The sequence below is a fragment of the Bacillus proteolyticus genome (genome assembly GCF_001884065.1).
GTDB classification, from domain to species: Bacteria; Bacillota; Bacilli; order Bacillales; family Bacillaceae_G; genus Bacillus_A; species Bacillus_A proteolyticus.
In genome coordinates this window covers 55859-74121 of record NZ_MACH01000086.1, presented here as the reverse complement: position 1 = coordinate 74121, position 18263 = coordinate 55859, and the positions used below count along the sequence as shown (strand labels likewise).

Here is an 18263-nt window from a genome sequence, read left to right as displayed (position 1 = left end):
TATTCTGTTTATTTTAAGGGCGAAAAGGAGAGGTAGCAATGAAGAGGATTTCTTATATTGAAGACTTTGAGCAATGGGAAAGTGGTTTTTCATTTTATAACCCTGTCAAAGTTCGTTTTGGTGAAGTAGATATGTTTGGGCATGTAAATAATGTCGTTGCTTTTACATATTTTGAAGAAGCACGTATCGCATTGTTTAAAAAACTCGGATTTATGCAAGAATGGACACATGAATCATCAGAAACGATGATAGTCGTCGCAGATCTACAATGCAATTTTATTAAACAAATTTATTTTGATGAGCAGTTGAAAGTATATGTAAAGGCAGGAGCGGTTGGGAATTCCTCATTAGATTTACACTATATGGTCAAAAATGCAGAAGGAGAAGTTTGTTTAGTTGGACGCGGCATGATGGTGCAAGCATCGAAAAAAACGGGAAGAGGCGAACCATGGCCTGAAGAATGGAAGGGGAAATTACTAAAATAATAGAATGAAAGAAAAATAAGAGAGCAATTTGCTCTCTTATTTTTTGTCTTCCATCGCTTCTTCTAATGTTAAATGATGTTTATATATGTATGTAGCGTATGGATTACCAACGTAGCGTAAATGCCACGGTTCATATGAATATTCTGTTGTTTCTGTTTTGTCTTCTAAGTAACGGATGACAAAGCCGAATTCATGGGCATGTTCTGCAACCCATTTTCCTTCTGCTGTTTCTCCGAAGATAGGCTCTAATTGGAATTTAGCAGATTTTGAACTAATATCCATTGCTAAACCAGTTTGATGTTCACTTGTTCCAGGAATTGCACTTACCGAATTAGCCTCAGTTTTTCCTTGGCGTTTAATATATGTATTATGTAATGACTGTTGACGTTTGTAAGAACGGTAACCTGAAACTGCTGTAAGTTCTACCCCTTCGTTTTTCGCTGCTTGGAACATTTTCTTAAGCGCATCTGCAGCATCTTTACGAAGTAATGTTTTCTCTTTATCTTTTGGACTAGTAAATGGTACGTTCGGTTTCGTTAAATCTTTTGGAATGTATCCATCTGGCAATTTACGATGTTTATTGACTAATACAAGAGCAGAATCTGGATTTGTTACAACGAAAAAATTATCATCTAGTTTCTTTTTATTATGATCAGCTTTTGGAAAAGCAGGAATCTCTTCTTTTTGATGGTTACTATGTTTTTGACTTTCGACAGCCTTCACCTCGTTTTGTAGTGGTGATTTAGAACCAAAGTAAGCGAAAGATGTGATACCGATTACAATAGTAGCGGCAGAAACAATTATTATCTTTTTCATGATGCCTTGTAATCACAGTCCTTTCTTAATAAAATATGTATCGTTTTTATTATAAGTCTAGCTTATTGAAAAAGAAATATAAGAGCCATAACGTAATAGAAATGCAAAGAAAATGTCAGAAAATGTGTGAAATTGTAGTGTTTTTTTCATATAATTCATTTCTAATCTTTCATGAAATTCATTTTTTATGTAATATATACATATAGATAGATTTAATGATTAACAAGGGTGAAGGACTTCTTGTACAGAATAGGGGTGAATGGGAATGGATTTTGTAACAATTATTGGAATCGTTTTAGGAGTATTGGCGATAGTAGTAGGAATGGTCGTCAAGGGTGCTGACGTAATGGCCTTACTGAATCCTGCCGCGGCACTAATTATTTTTGTCGGTACGTTTGCTGCAGTATGTATTGCATTTCCGATGAATCAACTAAAAAAAGTTCCAAAATTATTTAAAGTTCTTTTTGGTTCAAATAAAAAAGATTTAAGCTATGAACAGTTATTAGAGTTATTTGTTCATTGGACATCTGAGAGTAGAAAATACGGTATTTTGTCTTTAGAACAACAATTAGATAAAATTGAAGATGAGTTTCTTTTACGTGGTATGAAATTTGTGATTGATGGCGTATCCGCAGAAAATTTAGAACAAATTTTAGAAGCTGAATTAGAAGCAATTGAAGAAAGGCATGCAAAAGGAGCGGCAATTTTTTCTCAAGCTGGTACATATGCACCGACATTAGGGGTTTTAGGTGCTGTTATTGGTCTTGTAGCTGCACTTGGAAATTTAACTGATATTGAAAAGCTAGGACATGCTATTTCAGGTGCATTTATTGCAACGATTTTCGGTATCTTTTCAGGTTACGTGTTATGGCATCCATTTGCAAATAAATTAAAGCAAAAGTCTGCCGCTGAATTAGAGAAGAAACGTTTAATTATTGATAGTTTATTAATGTTACAAGAAGGTACATATCCATTTATTATGAAAAACCGCATTTTAGGTGCGCTTTCTGCAACTGAGCGTAAAAAGCTAGAAAAAGGAGCGGAAAAAAATGCGGAGTAGGAAGAATAGAAGAAGTAAAAAGAAAAAGCATGACGAACATATTGATGAAACGTGGTTAATTCCGTATGCTGATATGCTAACGCTGTTGTTTGCATTGTTTATTGTTTTATTTGCAATGAGTAGTATAGATGCTGAGAAATTTAAACAGATGGCAGTAGCTTTTCGCAGTGAACTAGCAGGTGGAACAGGAAATAAAGAGTTTTTAAGTGATCAAAAGCCAAATGATGAAAAAGGATTATCAGCAAGTGGTCTTGAGGCGGAACAAGAAAAAAACAAGAAGAAGCTAGAGCCGAAGAAAAAAAGAGATGGCTGAGTTAAAAGCATTACAAAAAAAGATTGATCAATATATTAATGAGAACCAATTATCCTCTGCTTTTCAAACTAAATTAACTGAAAAGGGATTAATGGTGACAATACTAGAGAATGTGCTGTTTGATTCGGGGAAAGCAGATGTAAAGTTGGAATCATTGGGAATTGCAAAAGAAATGTCTAATGTACTTGTTTCAGCAGCTCCTCGTGAAATAACTGTATCTGGTCACACTGATAATGTTCCGATTGCGAATGCAAAATTTGCATCAAACTGGGAATTGAGTACACAGCGCGCTGTGAATTTTATGCAAGTATTGCTTCAAAATAAAGAGTTGCCACCAGAAAGTTTTAGTGCAATTGGTTATGGAGAATATCGTTCAATTGATAAAAATGATAAACAAGAAGGAAAGGCAAAGAATAGACGTGTGGAAGTGTTTATCTTGCCTTTAACAGAGAAGGAAAAATAAAAGAGGGTGGCGAAAGCCATCCTCTTTTATTTTGTATCAAATGATTTTAAGTTGTCGCGACGAATTTTATCTTTTTCTGTATCTGATTTTTTGAAATCATAATCATATAAAGCGCCTTCCCAATCACCATACATTGGATTCGGGAAAATAATGAATTTCTCACCAAATTGTGCTTTTGAATTTGCTACTGTTTGATTACGATCTGTTACAGATTTTCCATCAAAACCAGTGAAATCAGATAAGTTATCACCGAAGAATAAGACAATATCATGTGTTTGTGAAACGAGTTCACGGCGTTTTTCTTTTCCTTTTTCTTTTGGATCTTGTAGTAATATATGTTCTTTCGTTGCTTGAGGAGCACCTACATGCTCAAGGTTTTTAATTGTTGCATCTAGTTGGTTCGTTTTACGATTTGAGATGTAGTAAATATCTACACCTTTAGATTCTGTATATTTTAAGAAATCAATTGAGCCTGGAAGGGCCTCAGCTTCAGCCTTATTAATCCAGTCATCCCATTTGTAAGGATAGCCTTTTCCTGTTTTTACGCTCATTGCTTGATGAGGACTGTTGTCTAAAACAGTTTCATCTAAATCAAGTACGATAGCAGGTTTTTTCTCTGTCCCTTTTGCAAGAGCTGCATCAAGCTTCAATTGACCAATATTGTATCCTTGGTAGTAAAGTGCTTTCGTTTCACCAGCTGTTTGATACCATAAATCAGCCATTAATTGCTGGTCTGTTAATTTTACTTTTTCTTCTTTTGCCACTGTTTTCTCTGGTGTTCCTGAACATGCTACAAGTGATGTAGATAGAACTGCTGCAGATAATAAAGTGGTAATGCCCCTCTTCATCTTCATATGTATCCTCCTTGATGTTAGAAAATCATTTAATATTATATATCGAAAAATAATATTTTTTTATGAACATTTGCATATTGTCTTTTGTATATATAGTAGTCTGTCCTATATTAGAAAGGTGAGTTAAATAATAATACCTGTTTTGACAAGTTGTATTGTTGTAATGACAATTATAATTGACAGAAATAAGGTTTTTATTTACAGTTTTAACTAAATGAAACAAATGATGGATTAGGTGTAGTGATACATATAAGAGAATGAAATATAGTACTATATTTCATTCTGAACAATCATAGGATTTAACAGAGAGTACGAATGATACTAAAGGGGAGGCTTTATACTTTGAGTTTACAAATTCAAAATTTAACGAAACTATTTGGAGAATCAAAAGCAGTTAACGGTTTGCAAATTTCGTTACCAAAAGGTGAAGTGCTAGGATTGCTTGGACGAAATGGTGCAGGGAAAACAACAACAATCAAGATGCTTCTCGGATTATTAACACCTAATGAAGGCTCTATTACATGGGATGGAAAAACATTTGGTAATAGCGGGGTGACAATTGGATATTTACCAGAGGAGAGAGGTTTATATACAAAAAGTAGAGTAATAGATCAATTGCGTTATTTTGGTAGATTAGAAGGAATGACGAAGAAAGAAGTAGATATTGCTATCGATCACTGGTTAGAGCGATTAGCAATACCAGAATATAAATTTAAGACGGCTGGAGAGCTTTCAAAAGGGAATCAGCAAAAAATCCAATTAATTGCTGCCCTTCTTCATAATCCTGAACTTCTTATTTTGGATGAACCGTTTAGCGGACTGGATCCAGTTAATGCTGGGATGTTAGCTAGCATTATTGAAGAACAAGTACAGAGCGGAAAGACGATTATTTTATCAAGTCATCGTATGGAACAAGTAGAGGCCTTTTGCCAACATGTATGTATTTTGAAAAAAGGCGAAGCAGTCGTAAAAGGCCAGTTAAGTGATATTAAAAAAGAATACGGTTTTCGTAATTTAACGATTGAAGATACAGAAGAGAATGAGAAGGGATTAGCAGCTATACATGTATCATATGAAAAACAACAAGGCCTTCTTTATGTGCAAGTACAAGATGATGCAGAAGCTCTAAAGATTTTACAACAATTGCAAGAACAAGGTGTTACCTTACGCCAATTTAAAATGTTAGAGCCGACGTTAAACGAAATCTTTGTAGAGAGGGCGAAATAAAGATGCGTAAATTTTCTCATGTATTTTCATTTTATTTTAAAGAAGCATTTTTATCTAAAAAATCATTAATTACGAGTGCGATTTTATTTTTAGTTGTGTTTGGGATTTTTGCATTTAATCATTTTACTTCAGGCGATGATAAAAATAAGGATAAAGATAAAATTGCAGTTGTAGTAGAGAGCTCCACATACAAAGTACAAAAAGAAGAGCTAAATAAGCTATTACCATCAGCAAAAATAACGGTTGGTTCAAATAATGATTTTGATAAATACCATAAACAAGTAGAAGAAGGCGATTTAGATGGTCTATTCCATGTGACGGAAAAGGATGGGGCTCCAGCGGTTACATATATGTATAATGGATTTCCAAGCCAAGCAACTTCTGCAATTATGGCAGGCTATTTAAAACAACAATATACGATGGTGACGATTGCAAAAAATAATGTTTCACCAGAAATTGCGCAGCAATTACAAGCAGAAATTCAAGTGAAGCAAGAAGCGATAAAAGATCGTACATCTTCTTTCGGAATTGCGTATTTCTTTACATTTGCTTTGTATATGTTTATTGTAGCTTTCGGAAATACAATCGCAATGAATATTGCATCTGAAAAGGCGTCACGTGTAATGGAAGTAATGCTTCCGAAAGTAAAGCCACTTACGATGATGTATGCGAAAATTTTAGCGGTTGTTTCAACGGCGTTATTGCAACTTGTAATATTGGCGTGTGGTTACCTTATTCCTTATTTGCTAGGTTGGGTCGATTTAGAAAGTGCCTCATTATTTGGTGTTCCAATTGACTTTACAAAATTAGATGCAAAGGTTATAAGCATGTTTCTTGTCTATTTCATTACGGGATATTTACTTTATGCGATGATGTACGCTGCGGCTGGAGCTGTTGTGTCTAAGACAGAGGATTTACAAGCGGTATCTTTCCCGGTAATGATTTTGATTATGGCTGCATTCTTCATTAGTATTAAATCATTAAGTGATCCGAATAGTACTATTGTTGTTGTAAGTTCGTATGTTCCGTTTTTCACACCGATGGTCACCTTCTCACGGATTGTAGCCGGTGAAGCAGGTATGTTAGAGATTACGATAACATTAATAGTTTTATTGGCGACAATTGGTATATTAAATGCTGTTACAAGTCGCATTTACGTAAACGGTGTAATGAATTACTCCGACAAAGTGAAATTTAAAGATTTAGCAAAATTTATAAAGCGTCAATAAGGAGAGAAAAGCATGATTTTCTAATGGAATCATGCTTTTTCTTTATGTATAAATTAAAAATAGTATATAATAATAAGAGTTGTCTTTTAATAGAATGAATACAAAGGAGGGTGTGCAGATGGGAATTAGTAGTCGGTTTACAGTAGGTGTTCATATGCTGACGTTACTTGCGATAGATCGAAACTCTCGCTGTACCTCTGAATGGATTGCTGGTAGTGTGAATACAAATCCAGTTGTGATTCGTCGCATTACAGGAATGTTGAAGAGAGCAGGACTTGTTGATGTACAAGCTGGTAAAGGTGGTACGACACTTGCTCGTGATTTAGAAGAAATTACATTACTTGATGTATATAAAGCAGTGGAAGTAGTAGAAGAAGGACAGCTATTTTCCTTCCATGAAAATCCCAACATTGAATGTCCAGTAGGAGCTAATATTCAATCAGTATTAGAAATTATTTTGATGCAAGCGCAAGAAGCGATGGAAAACGTACTTGCAAATGTAACAGTAGACCAATTAGTTACAAATTTAAAGTCTAAAATGAAAGAATAAAAAAGCGAGCTTCCTCATAATGAGGGCTCGCCTTTTTTTATTCAGAAATATTGAAAATTCTATTTTTCAGTATTTAAAATAAATTTCCCTACAACAGCTGCTACGATACCACCAAGAATTGGTGCTACGATGAATACCCATAGTTGAGAAAGTGCTTCTCCACCAACAAATAAAGCTGGTGCGATACTACGAGCTGGGTTAACAGATGTTCCAGTTAACGGAATTCCTAATAAGTGGATTAAAACTAATGTGAAACCAATTACTAGTCCTGCTAAAGAAGAACTTCCTTTTTTACCTGTTACAGCCACGATTACTAAAATAAATACGAAAGTTAAAACGAACTCAACTAAAAATGCTCCAGATAAACCAAGAGTACCAAAACCATTTTGTCCTAAATTATCTAAAGGTGTTTTAGCAGAGCGTAAAATTGTTACTAACGTTGCAGTTCCTAATAAACCACCTAAAATTTGAGCTAATACATAATAACAAAGTTCCGTAGCGTTCATTCTTTTGTTGATGAACATAGCTACAGATACTGCTGGGTTAATGTGACATCCAGAAATTGTTCCGATACTATAAGCCATTGCGACAATAGATAGACCGAAAGCCATAGCGATTCCTAATGTTCCAATTCCTTCAATTCCGCCGCCAGTGACAGCTACTCCAGTTCCGAATAATACAAGTACAAATGTACCAATAAATTCAGCGATTGCTTTTTTTAACATAATTTACCTCCTATTAATGCGCATGAAACGTATTATAACATAGGTTTTAGTATAAACAGCCAATAAAATACTATTCTGATAAGGCGAAATAGGGGGACAATAAAAAGGGTATGGTTCATTGTTATAGAACCATACTCTTTTTTATGCCGATTTTTTCTGTTTAATGACTGGAGCAGAACGGTTTAAAATACTATTCGCAACCATTCCTAACATAATAATAATCATTCCGAGTAGGGAAAGACCACCAGGGAATGAACCATTCAAGAAAATAATCTCACCAAGCACGGTAAAGACCATCGTTCCAGCTTGTGTTGCTTCAACAGCTCCAAGTAAAGCAAGATTGTCTTTTGCTAAATCAGTAGCAAAAAAGAATGTCATCGTCGCAATGACTCCAGAACATAGTGCTAACAAAAAACCTTGAAGCATTTGAGTTGATGATGGAATACCAGTAGTGGCAAAGCCGTATATACCAAGGAGAATTGTAATAGGAAGACTTCCAATTGCCATTCCTAATACACGTTGGAATGTATCAAGACGTCCGCCAACAAGTTCCATCATTTTTCGATTGCCGAACGGATATAAGAATGCAGCTAATACGACAGGTAAAAAACCCGAAATGAACTGCGTCATTGTAATATGACCTGCTGCAGTTGCTTGCATACAAATTACACCAAGTAAAATAAATAATGCTACATATAAACTACGAAGTGGAATTTTTCCGCGTACAAGTTTCGTACCTGACTGTGTCTCTATTTTCACGAAAAATAGTGGTGATAAAAGTAAACCTGCTAATATCGTAACTTGCCAAGTTCCAGCAACGAGCCAAGCTGGAGAAAAAACAGCTGCGAAACTTAATAAAGAATAGAAACCAATCCCTGCAACAGAACCCCATCCAATCCACATAAATGGATGTTTTTTTAACTCTTCCCATAAACCTCTTAAGTTTTTGCGAAATAAAACGATAAGGAATAAAATAGGGAGAGCGAATAAAAAGCGGAAGGAAGCTGTCCAAGCCCAGCTTGTTCCAGATACATTCATCGCTCTATTAATAATAAAGGTTGCAGAAAAAAAGGCTGATGATAAAAGCCCTAATAATATTGCGCGCATGAAATATAACACTCCTTTTGGAAGTAAATCATTATGTATAGTATAATATACATAAGTGTGATAAAAGTAAACTATTTTATACTTTAAGGTGGTTTTATAGATGAAAGAAAATGAAGATATGCAAACGAAAGAAGTCATTCAGCAAGTAGGTCAGTTATTAAGACAAATTCGAAATGAAAAAAAATTAAGTTTAGAAGAGTTAGCCCAAAAAACAGGTGTGAGTAAATTAACGTTGGGAAAGATCGAAAGAGGAGAAACGAATCCGACGTTAGCTGTCATTTGGAAAATAACGAAAGGGTTATCAATTCCTTTATCGAGATTAATGGTTGTTGGAGAACCTGTAGCTGTTGCGCGCTGTGGAGAAGGATTTGCAGTAGATGTAGGACAAGCATGGCATTTAGAAACGATGTTCCGTTACACGAAAGAAACAGGGATGGAAATGCACCGTGCTTGTTTAAGGGCGAATAGTATATATGAACCGGAAGCTCATCATGAAGGTGCTATTGAGCTTGTAACGGTAATGAAAGGGAAAGTATCTATTCAAGTGGAGAATGATGTATACGAATTAAATGAGTTTGACTCTATTCAATTTGAAGCGAATAAGAAACATACTTATAAAAATCAAGAGGATGAAGTGGCGGTATTACATTTAACGATGAAATATTCTTCATGAAAAAATCACCTATAGAAAAGAATTCTATAGGTGATTTTTTATATGCTCTTCTTAAGTATATGAGGAGATGCCGTTAGTACGAACGTGGCATAAGTAATAAACAAATAAAATAGACTAAAAATCCTGTCCCGAAACATAAAACTGCAATGACCCAAATGATACGAATGAGAGTAGAGCTAATATCAAAATATTCTCCTAAACCACCACAAATACCAAATAACATTTTATCGGTTTCGGACTTACATAATTTTTTTGACATATTACGATCAACTCCTTTTTATATCAAACTACATACTTCTATTCTATATGGAAATTTATGAGAAGACTATGAGGTTGTATTACATTTATTTTAGGAAACGGTCGTATTAATTGTCTTAATTTTCAGTTGATATTAAAATTATAGATAAGAGATGTAAGATGATTTTTAATAAAGGGTGGGGAAATAGAGATGACAGTATATTGGTTGACTAATGTAATGCTTGAATCAGGGTATACATATGAAGAAGGGGAAATTTCACGAACAGAAACAGAATTATGTAGTTTACTCATTGAAGATGGGCGAATTAAAAAAATTATAGCAGGTGTTGTTCAAGAGGAAGGGATAGTAACTCTTGATGCCAATCGCTTATTAATTTTGCCAGCTTTCGAAGAGATGCATATTCACATTGATAAAACATATTATAGTGGTCCTTGGAAAGCTAGCATGCCAGCAGAAAATATTTTTACTCGTTTTAAAGAAGAAGAAACGATTTTGCCAAAGCAATTAGCAACTGCTCAAGATAGGGCGGAGAATATGCTAGAGTTGCTGCTTCGAAATGGTGCAACGAATATTAGAACGCATTGTAATGTTGATCCAATTATTGGACTTGGTAATTTGGAGGCGACGTTAGCGGCGTTAGAAACATATAAAGATCGGATGTCTGGTAGAATCGTTGCTTTTCCGCAACATGGATTATTGCGCAGTAATTCTGTGCAACTTGTGAAAGATGCGATGCGTATGGGTGCGCATCTAGTCGGCGGAGTGGACCCAGCTACAGTAGATAATGACATTGAAAAATCATTACATACGATTATGGATATCGCAGTAGAGTTTAATGCGGATGTTGATATTCATCTGCATGATGCAAATAATCTTGGAACGTTTACGATGAAAAGATTGGCAAGCTTAACAGAAGAAGCGGGGTGGCAAGGTCGTGTAACAATTAGTCATGCGCTTGGACTTGGTGGTGTTACTGATAGAGAAGTTGAAGAAGTGGCAGAAAGACTAGCGGCTTTAAAAATTGATATTACTTCAACCGTGCCAATTGGTAAACAAGTAATCCCTATTCCGTTATTAGATAAAAAGGGTGTTAAAGTTTCATTAGGAAATGATAGTATTACAGATCATTGGTCGCCATTCGGAACAGGTGATATGCTTCAAAAGGTAAATCGATTAGCCGAGCGTTTTGGGTGGAGTGACGAAAGGTCGTTAGGAAAGGCACTTCGTTTTATTACGGGAGGAAAAGAAACGTTAAACAATGAAGGAAAGCGAGTATGGCCGAATGTAGGGGATGAAGCAAGTTTTGTTTTAACGAATGCAACATGCGTCGCTGAAGCAGTAGCCCGTCAAACAGAGAAACGTCTAGTCGTATATAAAGGAAATATTGTTGTTGGAAGTTTAAATGAGATGGAATTGAATAATCTTGTGTAGAAGAATCGTTTGAATATTTTAAGGAGGGTTCTAATTATAAATATAGAACTCTTCTTTTTTATTCTAACGCTGTATTTCGTGTAGGAAAGTTAGAAAGGATGAAAAATTTGGACAATCAACATAACCAAAATCATATTATGGGAACTTTGCAATGGTTTATATTTTTATTAGCGAATTCAATCGCACTACCAATTGTCGTTGGCGGATTATTTCATCTTACGACGGAAGAGATATTTTATTTAATGCAGCGTACATTTTTTGTAGTTGGTATATCTTCTTTTTTACAAGGATGGCTTGGGCATAGACTACCAATTGCGGATGGTCCAGCTGGATCTTGGGTTGGTGTATTTACTGTACTTGCTTATGCAACTGTAGGACAAGACCAATTACATAGTACGTTGCAAATTTTAGAATTAGGAATGATGATTTCCGGTGTTATTTTAATCGGATTAGGGATAAGTGGTTTTATAGGGCGTATTTTATTTTTATTTACGCCGCTTGTGACAGGGACGTTTTTACTTTTATTATGTTTACAATTAAGCGGTGTGTTTTTAAAAGGAATGCTAGGAATTACAGCTACTGTTTCACAAATCGATGGATTTACAGCAATAATCGCGTTTAGTATATTTCTGTTCGTTATTATACTATCTAATTTTGGAAAAGGTTTTGTCAAAAGTTATGCAGTTTTAATAGGATTAATTAGTGGGTGGATTATTTTTCTAATTGCAGGGAAAGTGACGATTCCGTCTCAAGTAACTCATTTTGTGCAACTTCCACATATATTTGCTTGGGGACTTCCGAAATGGAATACAGGTATGGCTGTATCAAGTTTCGTTATGGTATGTATTTTAGTTTCAAATACTGTGGCAGCTATTATAGCGATTAATCAAGCTACGATTCATAAAGCGACTATTGAACAAAAACAGTTGAAAGATGGTACGTGGGTTGGGGGAATTTCACACATCATTTCTTCCGTATTTTCAACTGTAGGTGTCGTTCCTTTACCAGCAACGGCAGGGTTTATTCGTTTAACAAAACAAAAATATATACGATCGTTCTTAATGGCATGTATGTTATTAGTCGTTATGTCGCTATTCCCAAGTATTATTCGTTACTTAGCATCGTTACCATCTGCTGTTGCATCTGCAGTTTTAATGGCTTCATTCGTACAGCTAATTGGAATTGGGCTAAATAATATAAAGCAAGTGGAGCTTAGCGAAAGGAATGTAACGATTTTAGGAGTTGCTATATTATTTGGAAGCGGTGTTATGTTTTTACCGTCTGGAGCACTCCAATCATTGCCGTCTGTTATGCAATATATATTCGGGAATGGTTTGTTTGTAGGTACAGTTGTAAGTATATTGCTAGAACAAATATGGCGCATTAAAAAGTAAGCGGATAAAATGAGTGCACGCACTGTATAAAAGTCTAAAATAACATCAGAAATAAAGCCCATTTTCATTCACCACCTGCACATTTCGTTCATACAATATCTTGACTAAATAAACACCCAACTTACACATACACAGCTCTGGCTTAAGCAAGGAGGGTTATACCAGTTGAAGGAAAAAGCGTATCAATCTAAACCGTTACTCACAAAGAGAGAGAGAGAAGTATTTGAATTACTGGTTCAAGATAAAACAACGAAGGAAATTGCAGGTGAACTTTTTATAAGTGAAAAAACAGTACGCAACCACATCTCAAACGCAATGCAAAAGCTAGGGGTTAAAGGACGTTCACAAGCAGTTGTTGAGCTTCTTCGTATGGGAGAGCTCGAACTATAAGAAAGCAGCCGACTTTTATACAAAGAGTCGGCTATTTTTCTGTTTGTTTCATGTTCTATATGAATGATAAGGATGTTCTATACATAAATAGGTAGTAGGGAGGGGATATGTTGAAAAGAGTATTATTAGTTTCAACAAGCGCTCATGATATGAATGGACACCCGACTGGTTTATGGCTTGAAGAGCTCGCAGCTCCTTATAATTTATTTAAAAAGGCTAAGTTCGATGTTGATCTTGTATCTATAGAAGGTGGAAGGGTACCTATTGATAGAGTATCAATTCCCAATGGTATACCTCATGAATTTAAGCAGGTAGCTACGATATTACAAAATACGCAACCAATTTCGAAGGCTTATTTTTCGGATTATGATGCGGTTTTGTTTGGTGGTGGGCACGGGGCGATTGTAGATTTTCCAGGTAATCCGTATGTAGCGAATTTGATTGTAAATATGTATAACAATAATCGGATTGTAGCGGCTGTTTGTCACGGCGTAAGCTCTTTAGTCGGTGTGAAAAATAAGGATGGTTCGTTTTTTAGTGCAGGTAAGCGAATAACAGGTTATACAAATGATGAAGAAAAAGCTGTGCATTTAGAAAAGCGAGTTCCATTTTTGTTAGAAAGTAAATTGAAGGAAGAAGGAGCTTTCTTTTATGTTGCACCTAACTTTACGCCACATGTTGTAGTAGATGGGCGTTTGATTACAGGGCAGAATCCGCAGTCGAGTTTAAAAATAGGTAAGGCTATAAAGAACGTGATAAATAAGATGTAGAAATAAAACGCCCGCTATTAATAAAGGTAGCGGGCATTTTAATTTGAATGAGTATTTTATATAGAAGAAACCGACTTTCATATAGAAGGTCGGTTATTTTTCTGTCTTGCAAATTATGAAAAAAAGGAGCAAAATAAAAAAGGTCCTGATCTATACAGGTACACATGAAAAATTTTATACAGGGGCATTTTAAGTTAGCGAACTTAAAGTGTGTAAAATATACTGATAAACATAAAGTGAAACTTTAATCAGTGGGGGTTTTGTTCATCCTCTACTGATTATTAGCCTTCACGAATCGGGCGTTTACGGACAGTGGATCTCCCGCTTAACTTCTTTGCTGTAGCCGAATTTTGAGGTGGGAGTTTTACTGTCCGCAAATAGCGGGATAAAATAAGATGATGAATGAGAAAACGGGTGATGAAGTTGAATAGAGCAATCGGTGTTATCGATTCAGGAGTTGGCGGTTTAACAGTAGCGAAAGAATTAATTCGTCAGTTGCCGAAAGAGCGCATTATATATTTAGGGGATACAGCACGTTGCCCTTATGGTCCACGTTCTCGAGAAGAAGTGCGTCAATTTACGTGGGAGATGACGGAGCATTTACTAGATTTGAATATCAAAATGTTAGTTATTGCATGTAATACAGCAACTGCAGTTGTATTAGAAGAGATGCAGAAACAATTACCAATTCCGGTGGTAGGAGTTATTCACCCAGGATCACGTACAGCTTTAAAAATGACAAACACGTATCATGTTGGGATTATTGGAACAATCGGAACGGTAAAAAGTGGTGCATACGAAGAAGCGCTAAAGTCTATTAATAACCGTGTTATGGTAGAAAGTTTAGCATGTCCGCCTTTCGTTGAGCTTGTAGAGAGTGGTAATTTCGAAAGTGAAATCGCGTATGAAGTTGTCAGAGAAACGTTGCAACCATTGAAAAATACTGATATTGATACACTTATTTTAGGGTGTACACATTATCCGATTTTAGGTCCTGTTATTAAAAAAGTAATGGGAGATAAAGTGCAACTAATTAGTTCTGGTGATGAAACGGCGCGTGAAGTAAGTACAATTTTATACCATAGTAAAATGTTGAATGAGGGAGAGGAACAAAGCGATCATCTCTTCTTAACAACAGGGAAAATAGGCCTATTTAAAGAAATTGCATCAAAATGGTTCGGTCAGCCGATTGAAAATGTGAAGCATATTAATTTAGAAACAGAATAATAGTAGATTCATATAAGAGAACTCCTGAGAAATCAGGGTTTTTTTTCTGTGTAAGTAGCTATAGCTTGTTCTAAAATATGAAACAGCTCGTATACATAATAGTACAAACTTAGATTTTAGGGGGGAATGGCATGCCTAAATCCACTTTTAAATGGGTTGTTGGTGCTACTGTGAGTGCGATTTTATTATCAGGGTGTGGCTTATTAAATCAAGAGAAAGCGACAGAACAAATTGATCCACCGAAAAAAGTTACGTATACAGAAGGTGAAAAGAAAGAAACAGCTAAAAAAGATAAACAAGGGCAAACAGTAAATAGAGAGTTATACCTTGTTGATAAAAATGGATATGTCGTACCGCAAACTATTGCAATGCCTACTCCGAAAGCGAATGAGGTTGTAAAGCAAACGTTAGAGTATCTTGTGAAAGATGGACCAGTCACAAATTTATTGCCAAATGGATTTCGAGCAGTCCTTCCAGCAAATACGACGATGACCTTGGATTTGAAAAAAGGTGGGACAGCAGTAATTGATTTCTCTAACGAAATGAAAAATTATTCAAAAGAAGAAGAGCGTCAAATTGTTGAATCAGTAGCGTGGACTTTGACTCAATTTACAGAAATAAAACAAGTGCAGTTCCAAATAAATGGTGAGAAGTTAGCTAAGATGCCTGTTGCGGGTACACCGCTTGGTGAAGGTGTAAGTCGTGCGAATGGAATTAACTTTGATGATGAACAAGTAGCAGATGTAACGCATACAAAACCGGTTACACTTTACTTTATGGCGCAAAATAATAATAAGCAGCAATATTACGTACCGGTAACAAGACGCGTTGCAGAAGGGAAAGAAAATGATTACGCGACAATTGTGGATGAGCTTGTAAAAGGCCCGATTCACAGTTCGTTACTAAATGATTTTAATCCGGGAGCTAAGCTTATTACGAATCCGAAAGTGGAGAACGGAAATATTACATTAAACTTTAATGAAAATATATTTGCGAACCAAGACAAGAGTGTGATTTCAAATTACGTATTGAAGTCGCTAGTTTTATCTTTAACGGAAAAACAAGGTGTGAAAAATATTTCCATTGAAGTGAATGGGAAGGCGAATCTTATGGATGAGAAGGGTGAAAAGTTAACAAAACCTGTTAATCGTCCGCAAAACGTGAATACAGGTAGTTTTTAATCACGAATAATTTGATATACTTATGTAAGAAAGGGGAATTGCTTTTTGAGTTCCCCTTCTTTTATTGTTATACATATCGTACATTTAAATTTGGCTATACTAATAAGAGTAGTTATGAGGGGGTTATTTTTATGCGAGTAGATGGTAGAGGACAAGCAGAGCTACGCCATATACATATTCATACAAATTATTTAAAACATCCAGAGGGATCGGTACTAATTGAAGTTGGGGATACAAAGGTAATTTGTTCAGCGACAATTGAAGAGCGTGTACCGCCGTTTATGCGTGGAGAAGGAAAAGGCTGGGTAACAGCAGAATACTCAATGATTCCACGTGCGACAGAGCAACGTACAATCAGGGAGTCAAGCAAAGGGAAAGTAACAGGGCGTACAATGGAAATCCAGCGTTTAATTGGACGAGCATTACGTGCGGTTGTTGATTTAGAAGCGCTTGGCGAAAGAACGGTTTGGATTGACTGTGATGTAATTCAAGCGGATGGCGGAACGAGAACAGCTTCAATTACAGGTGCTTATGTAGCGATGGTATTAGCTTTTGAAAAATTATTGCAAGCAGATAAAGTATCTAAAATTCCTGTAAAAGATTATTTAGCGGCAACGTCAGTAGGTGTTGTTGAAGAACAAGGTGTCGTTTTAGATTTAAATTATGCCGAAGATTCTAAAGCAGATGTTGATATGAACGTTATTATGACTGGAAAAGGTCAGTTTGTTGAAGTACAAGGAACTGGAGAAGAAGCGACGTTTAGCAGAGCGGAATTAAATGAACTACTGGATGCTGCGGAACAAGGGATCTTCCAACTTGTTGAAAAGCAAAAAGAAGCGTTAGGTGACATCGTATCTCATATAGAGTAGAGGTGGAAAATATGAAGCAAGTTGTTGTAGCGACGAAAAATCTTGGGAAAGTACGTGAGTTTGCTGAGTTATTTGAGAGATTTGACTTAGAAGTGAAATCTTTACACGATTTTCCTCATATTGAAGAAGTCGAAGAAACTGGTGAAACATTTGAAGAAAACGCAATTTTGAAAGCGGACAGTCTTAGTAGACAGTTGAATTCCATCGTAATTGCGGATGACTCTGGTCTTATTGTAGATGCCTTAAACGGGAAACCAGGTGTATATTCAGCTCGTTTTGCTGGAGAGCCGAAAGACGATCAGGCGAATATCGATAAAGTGTTACAAGGGTTAACTGACGTCGATTTAGAAAAACGTACAGCTCGTTTTTACTGTGCGCTAGCGGTTGCTTTCCCTGAAGCAGATAAAGAGCCTGTTATTGTAAACGGAACGTGTGAAGGAAAAATCTTAGAACAGCGCCGCGGGGAAAATGGTTTTGGATACGATCCGATTTTTTATGTAGAAGAATATAAAAAGGCAATGGCTGAGCTAAGTTCGGATGAGAAAAATGCCATTAGCCACCGTGGACGCGCTCTTCGTAAATTAGAAGAGAAAATCCCAGAATGGTTTTTAGAAGAATAAGGGAGAGAGATTGATGAAAGCTTTAATCGTAAGCGATAGTCATAGCTCTGTGAAGGAATTACAGCAGTTAAAAGAGAAATATGAAGGGAAAGTAGATATCATGATTCATTGTGGTGATTCAGAGCTAACGCCTGCTCACGAAGAGCTACAAGGTTTTCATGTTGTAAAAGGGAATTGTGATTATGCTAACTTTCAAGATGAAATTGTAACTGATGTAGATGGAATTTGTTTCTTAGTTGTACACGGTCATCGTCATAATGTGAAAATGACGTTACAAACGTTAGCGTATCATGCAGAAGAAGTAGGAGCGCAAGTAGCGTGCTTTGGACATTCTCATGTATTAGGGGCAGAATTACTTGATGGGATTTTATTTATTAATCCAGGAAGTATTTTGCTCCCGCGCTCTCGTGTGGAAAAGACATTCGCTTTATTAGAAATGGATGAAAATCAAATAGAAGTTCGTTTTGAAACATTAGACGGACAACTAGTTGAACAAGCAGTTTTTAAAAGAGGATAAGAAAAATTATCCTCTTTTAAAAAAGGTGTTGACTTTATGTATGGTTATACATATAATAAATATTGTCGATAGGGCAACAGTGCTATCGAAGAAAAATAAAATA

At 35.9% G+C, this 18263-nt stretch carries 20 protein-coding genes and 1 pseudogene; 16 read left to right on the top strand and 5 right to left on the bottom strand.

The features are described from left to right. The first annotated feature begins 38 nt into the window (after window positions 1-38). Window positions 39-485: an acyl-CoA thioesterase gene (locus tag BAQ49_RS13915; RefSeq protein WP_071745799.1), complete on the top strand. Its 447-nt coding sequence runs from the start codon at window positions 39-41 to the stop codon at window positions 483-485. 36 nt (window positions 486-521) lie between these two features. Here the strand turns inward: BAQ49_RS13915 and BAQ49_RS13910 are convergent, their stop codons facing one another. Further along, complete coding sequence (locus BAQ49_RS13910; RefSeq protein WP_071745798.1) at window positions 522-1301, bottom strand: M15 family metallopeptidase; 780 nt, start codon at window positions 1299-1301, stop codon at window positions 522-524. Window positions 1302-1566: 265 nt separating this feature from the next. Here BAQ49_RS13910 and motA point away from each other — a divergent pair, with 265 nt between their 5' ends. Both motA and motB read left to right on the top strand, forming a co-directional pair. After that, a complete protein-coding gene (motA, locus tag BAQ49_RS13905; protein ID WP_071745797.1) occupies window positions 1567-2361 on the top strand; it encodes a flagellar motor stator protein MotA in 795 nt (264 codons plus the stop codon). Further along, window positions 2351-3137 (top strand): annotated as a pseudogene (gene motB / locus BAQ49_RS13900) (flagellar motor protein MotB). Before motA ends, motB begins: the two are co-directional and overlap by 11 nt. A gap of 26 nt (window positions 3138-3163) precedes the next feature. On the opposite strand, the gene BAQ49_RS13895 reads toward motB, so the two are convergent. Further along, on the bottom strand, window positions 3164-3991 hold the full coding sequence (locus tag BAQ49_RS13895) for a 5'-nucleotidase, lipoprotein e(P4) family (protein WP_071745796.1): 828 nt from the start codon (window positions 3989-3991) through the stop codon (window positions 3164-3166). Window positions 3992-4333: 342 nt separating this feature from the next. On the opposite strand from BAQ49_RS13895, the gene BAQ49_RS13890 reads away from it, so the two are divergent. The 3 genes from BAQ49_RS13890 (at window position 4334) to BAQ49_RS13880 (ending at window position 6997) form a co-directional block, all read left to right on the top strand. Then, entirely contained in the window at window positions 4334-5218 is an 885-nt protein-coding gene (locus tag BAQ49_RS13890) for an ABC transporter ATP-binding protein (protein WP_071745795.1), read from the top strand. Between the two features lie 2 nt (window positions 5219-5220). Further along, entirely contained in the window at window positions 5221-6447 is a 1227-nt protein-coding gene (locus BAQ49_RS13885) for an ABC transporter permease (protein WP_071745794.1), read from the top strand. Window positions 6448-6565: 118 nt separating this feature from the next. Further along, window positions 6566-6997, top strand: coding sequence for an Rrf2 family transcriptional regulator (locus tag BAQ49_RS13880; protein ID WP_000512998.1), 432 nt, complete (start codon window positions 6566-6568; stop codon window positions 6995-6997). 59 nt (window positions 6998-7056) lie between these two features. Here the strand turns inward: BAQ49_RS13880 and BAQ49_RS13875 are convergent, their stop codons facing one another. Beyond that, window positions 7057-7722 (bottom strand): aquaporin, encoded by a 666-nt coding sequence (locus tag BAQ49_RS13875; protein ID WP_071745793.1) that lies wholly within the window; start codon window positions 7720-7722, stop codon window positions 7057-7059. A 141-nt stretch (window positions 7723-7863) separates the two neighbouring features. Then, window positions 7864-8829 (bottom strand): DMT family transporter, encoded by a 966-nt coding sequence (locus BAQ49_RS13870; RefSeq protein ID WP_071745792.1) that lies wholly within the window; start codon window positions 8827-8829, stop codon window positions 7864-7866. A 100-nt stretch (window positions 8830-8929) separates the two neighbouring features. Here BAQ49_RS13870 and BAQ49_RS13865 point away from each other — a divergent pair, with 100 nt between their 5' ends. Further along, window positions 8930-9502: a helix-turn-helix domain-containing protein gene (locus BAQ49_RS13865; RefSeq protein WP_071745791.1), complete on the top strand. Its 573-nt coding sequence runs from the start codon at window positions 8930-8932 to the stop codon at window positions 9500-9502. 73 nt (window positions 9503-9575) lie between these two features. Here BAQ49_RS13865 and BAQ49_RS13860 read toward each other — a convergent pair whose 3' ends face one another. After that, window positions 9576-9761 carry a PspC domain-containing protein gene (locus BAQ49_RS13860; RefSeq protein ID WP_000038411.1) on the bottom strand — a complete coding sequence of 62 codons (186 nt, stop codon included), beginning with the start codon at window positions 9759-9761 and terminating at the stop codon, window positions 9576-9578. 189 nt (window positions 9762-9950) lie between these two features. Between BAQ49_RS13860 and BAQ49_RS13855 the strand changes: the two genes are divergently transcribed. The 9 genes from BAQ49_RS13855 (at window position 9951) to BAQ49_RS13815 (ending at window position 18160) form a co-directional block, all read left to right on the top strand. Then, window positions 9951-11192, top strand: coding sequence for an amidohydrolase family protein (locus tag BAQ49_RS13855; protein WP_071745790.1), 1242 nt, complete (start codon window positions 9951-9953; stop codon window positions 11190-11192). A gap of 98 nt (window positions 11193-11290) precedes the next feature. Further along, window positions 11291-12586 (top strand): purine/pyrimidine permease, encoded by a 1296-nt coding sequence (locus BAQ49_RS13850; protein ID WP_071745789.1) that lies wholly within the window; start codon window positions 11291-11293, stop codon window positions 12584-12586. 165 nt (window positions 12587-12751) lie between these two features. After that, window positions 12752-12976, top strand: coding sequence for a spore germination transcription factor GerE (gene gerE, locus BAQ49_RS13845; protein ID WP_000659484.1), 225 nt, complete (start codon window positions 12752-12754; stop codon window positions 12974-12976). A gap of 107 nt (window positions 12977-13083) precedes the next feature. Continuing rightward, window positions 13084-13746: a type 1 glutamine amidotransferase domain-containing protein gene (locus tag BAQ49_RS13840; protein ID WP_071745788.1), complete on the top strand. Its 663-nt coding sequence runs from the start codon at window positions 13084-13086 to the stop codon at window positions 13744-13746. A gap of 417 nt (window positions 13747-14163) precedes the next feature. Beyond that, window positions 14164-14973: a glutamate racemase gene (gene racE, locus BAQ49_RS13835; RefSeq protein ID WP_071745787.1), complete on the top strand. Its 810-nt coding sequence runs from the start codon at window positions 14164-14166 to the stop codon at window positions 14971-14973. Window positions 14974-15104: 131 nt separating this feature from the next. Continuing rightward, window positions 15105-16154: a GerMN domain-containing protein gene (locus BAQ49_RS13830; protein ID WP_071745786.1), complete on the top strand. Its 1050-nt coding sequence runs from the start codon at window positions 15105-15107 to the stop codon at window positions 16152-16154. 131 nt (window positions 16155-16285) lie between these two features. Next, a complete protein-coding gene (gene rph / locus BAQ49_RS13825; protein ID WP_001261778.1) occupies window positions 16286-17023 on the top strand; it encodes a ribonuclease PH in 738 nt (245 codons plus the stop codon). 11 nt (window positions 17024-17034) lie between these two features. Beyond that, complete coding sequence (locus tag BAQ49_RS13820) at window positions 17035-17643, top strand: XTP/dITP diphosphatase (RefSeq protein ID WP_061674627.1); 609 nt, start codon at window positions 17035-17037, stop codon at window positions 17641-17643. Between the two features lie 13 nt (window positions 17644-17656). Continuing rightward, on the top strand, window positions 17657-18160 hold the full coding sequence (locus tag BAQ49_RS13815; protein WP_071745785.1) for a metallophosphoesterase: 504 nt from the start codon (window positions 17657-17659) through the stop codon (window positions 18158-18160). Window positions 18161-18263: the final 103 nt, after the last annotated feature.

Coding starts and splice junctions, on each gene's coding strand:
- BAQ49_RS13915 (WP_071745799.1), top strand. CDS start 39: ATGAAGAGGATTTCTTATATTGAAGACTTTGAGCAATGGGAAAGTGGT.
- BAQ49_RS13910 (WP_071745798.1), bottom strand. CDS start 1,301: ATGAAAAAGATAATAATTGTTTCTGCCGCTACTATTGTAATCGGTATC.
- motA (WP_071745797.1), top strand. CDS start 1,567: ATGGATTTTGTAACAATTATTGGAATCGTTTTAGGAGTATTGGCGATA.
- BAQ49_RS13895 (WP_071745796.1), bottom strand. CDS start 3,991: ATGAAGATGAAGAGGGGCATTACCACTTTATTATCTGCAGCAGTTCTA.
- BAQ49_RS13885 (WP_071745794.1), top strand. CDS start 5,221: ATGCGTAAATTTTCTCATGTATTTTCATTTTATTTTAAAGAAGCATTT.
- BAQ49_RS13880 (WP_000512998.1), top strand. CDS start 6,566: ATGGGAATTAGTAGTCGGTTTACAGTAGGTGTTCATATGCTGACGTTA.
- BAQ49_RS13875 (WP_071745793.1), bottom strand. CDS start 7,722: ATGTTAAAAAAAGCAATCGCTGAATTTATTGGTACATTTGTACTTGTA.
- BAQ49_RS13870 (WP_071745792.1), bottom strand. CDS start 8,829: ATGCGCGCAATATTATTAGGGCTTTTATCATCAGCCTTTTTTTCTGCA.
- BAQ49_RS13865 (WP_071745791.1), top strand. CDS start 8,930: ATGAAAGAAAATGAAGATATGCAAACGAAAGAAGTCATTCAGCAAGTA.
- BAQ49_RS13860 (WP_000038411.1), bottom strand. CDS start 9,761: ATGTCAAAAAAATTATGTAAGTCCGAAACCGATAAAATGTTATTTGGT.
- BAQ49_RS13855 (WP_071745790.1), top strand. CDS start 9,951: ATGACAGTATATTGGTTGACTAATGTAATGCTTGAATCAGGGTATACA.
- BAQ49_RS13850 (WP_071745789.1), top strand. CDS start 11,291: ATGAAAAATTTGGACAATCAACATAACCAAAATCATATTATGGGAACT.
- BAQ49_RS13840 (WP_071745788.1), top strand. CDS start 13,084: ATGTTGAAAAGAGTATTATTAGTTTCAACAAGCGCTCATGATATGAAT.
- racE (WP_071745787.1), top strand. CDS start 14,164: ATGAAGTTGAATAGAGCAATCGGTGTTATCGATTCAGGAGTTGGCGGT.
- BAQ49_RS13830 (WP_071745786.1), top strand. CDS start 15,105: ATGCCTAAATCCACTTTTAAATGGGTTGTTGGTGCTACTGTGAGTGCG.
- rph (WP_001261778.1), top strand. CDS start 16,286: ATGCGAGTAGATGGTAGAGGACAAGCAGAGCTACGCCATATACATATT.
- BAQ49_RS13820 (WP_061674627.1), top strand. CDS start 17,035: ATGAAGCAAGTTGTTGTAGCGACGAAAAATCTTGGGAAAGTACGTGAG.
- BAQ49_RS13815 (WP_071745785.1), top strand. CDS start 17,657: ATGAAAGCTTTAATCGTAAGCGATAGTCATAGCTCTGTGAAGGAATTA.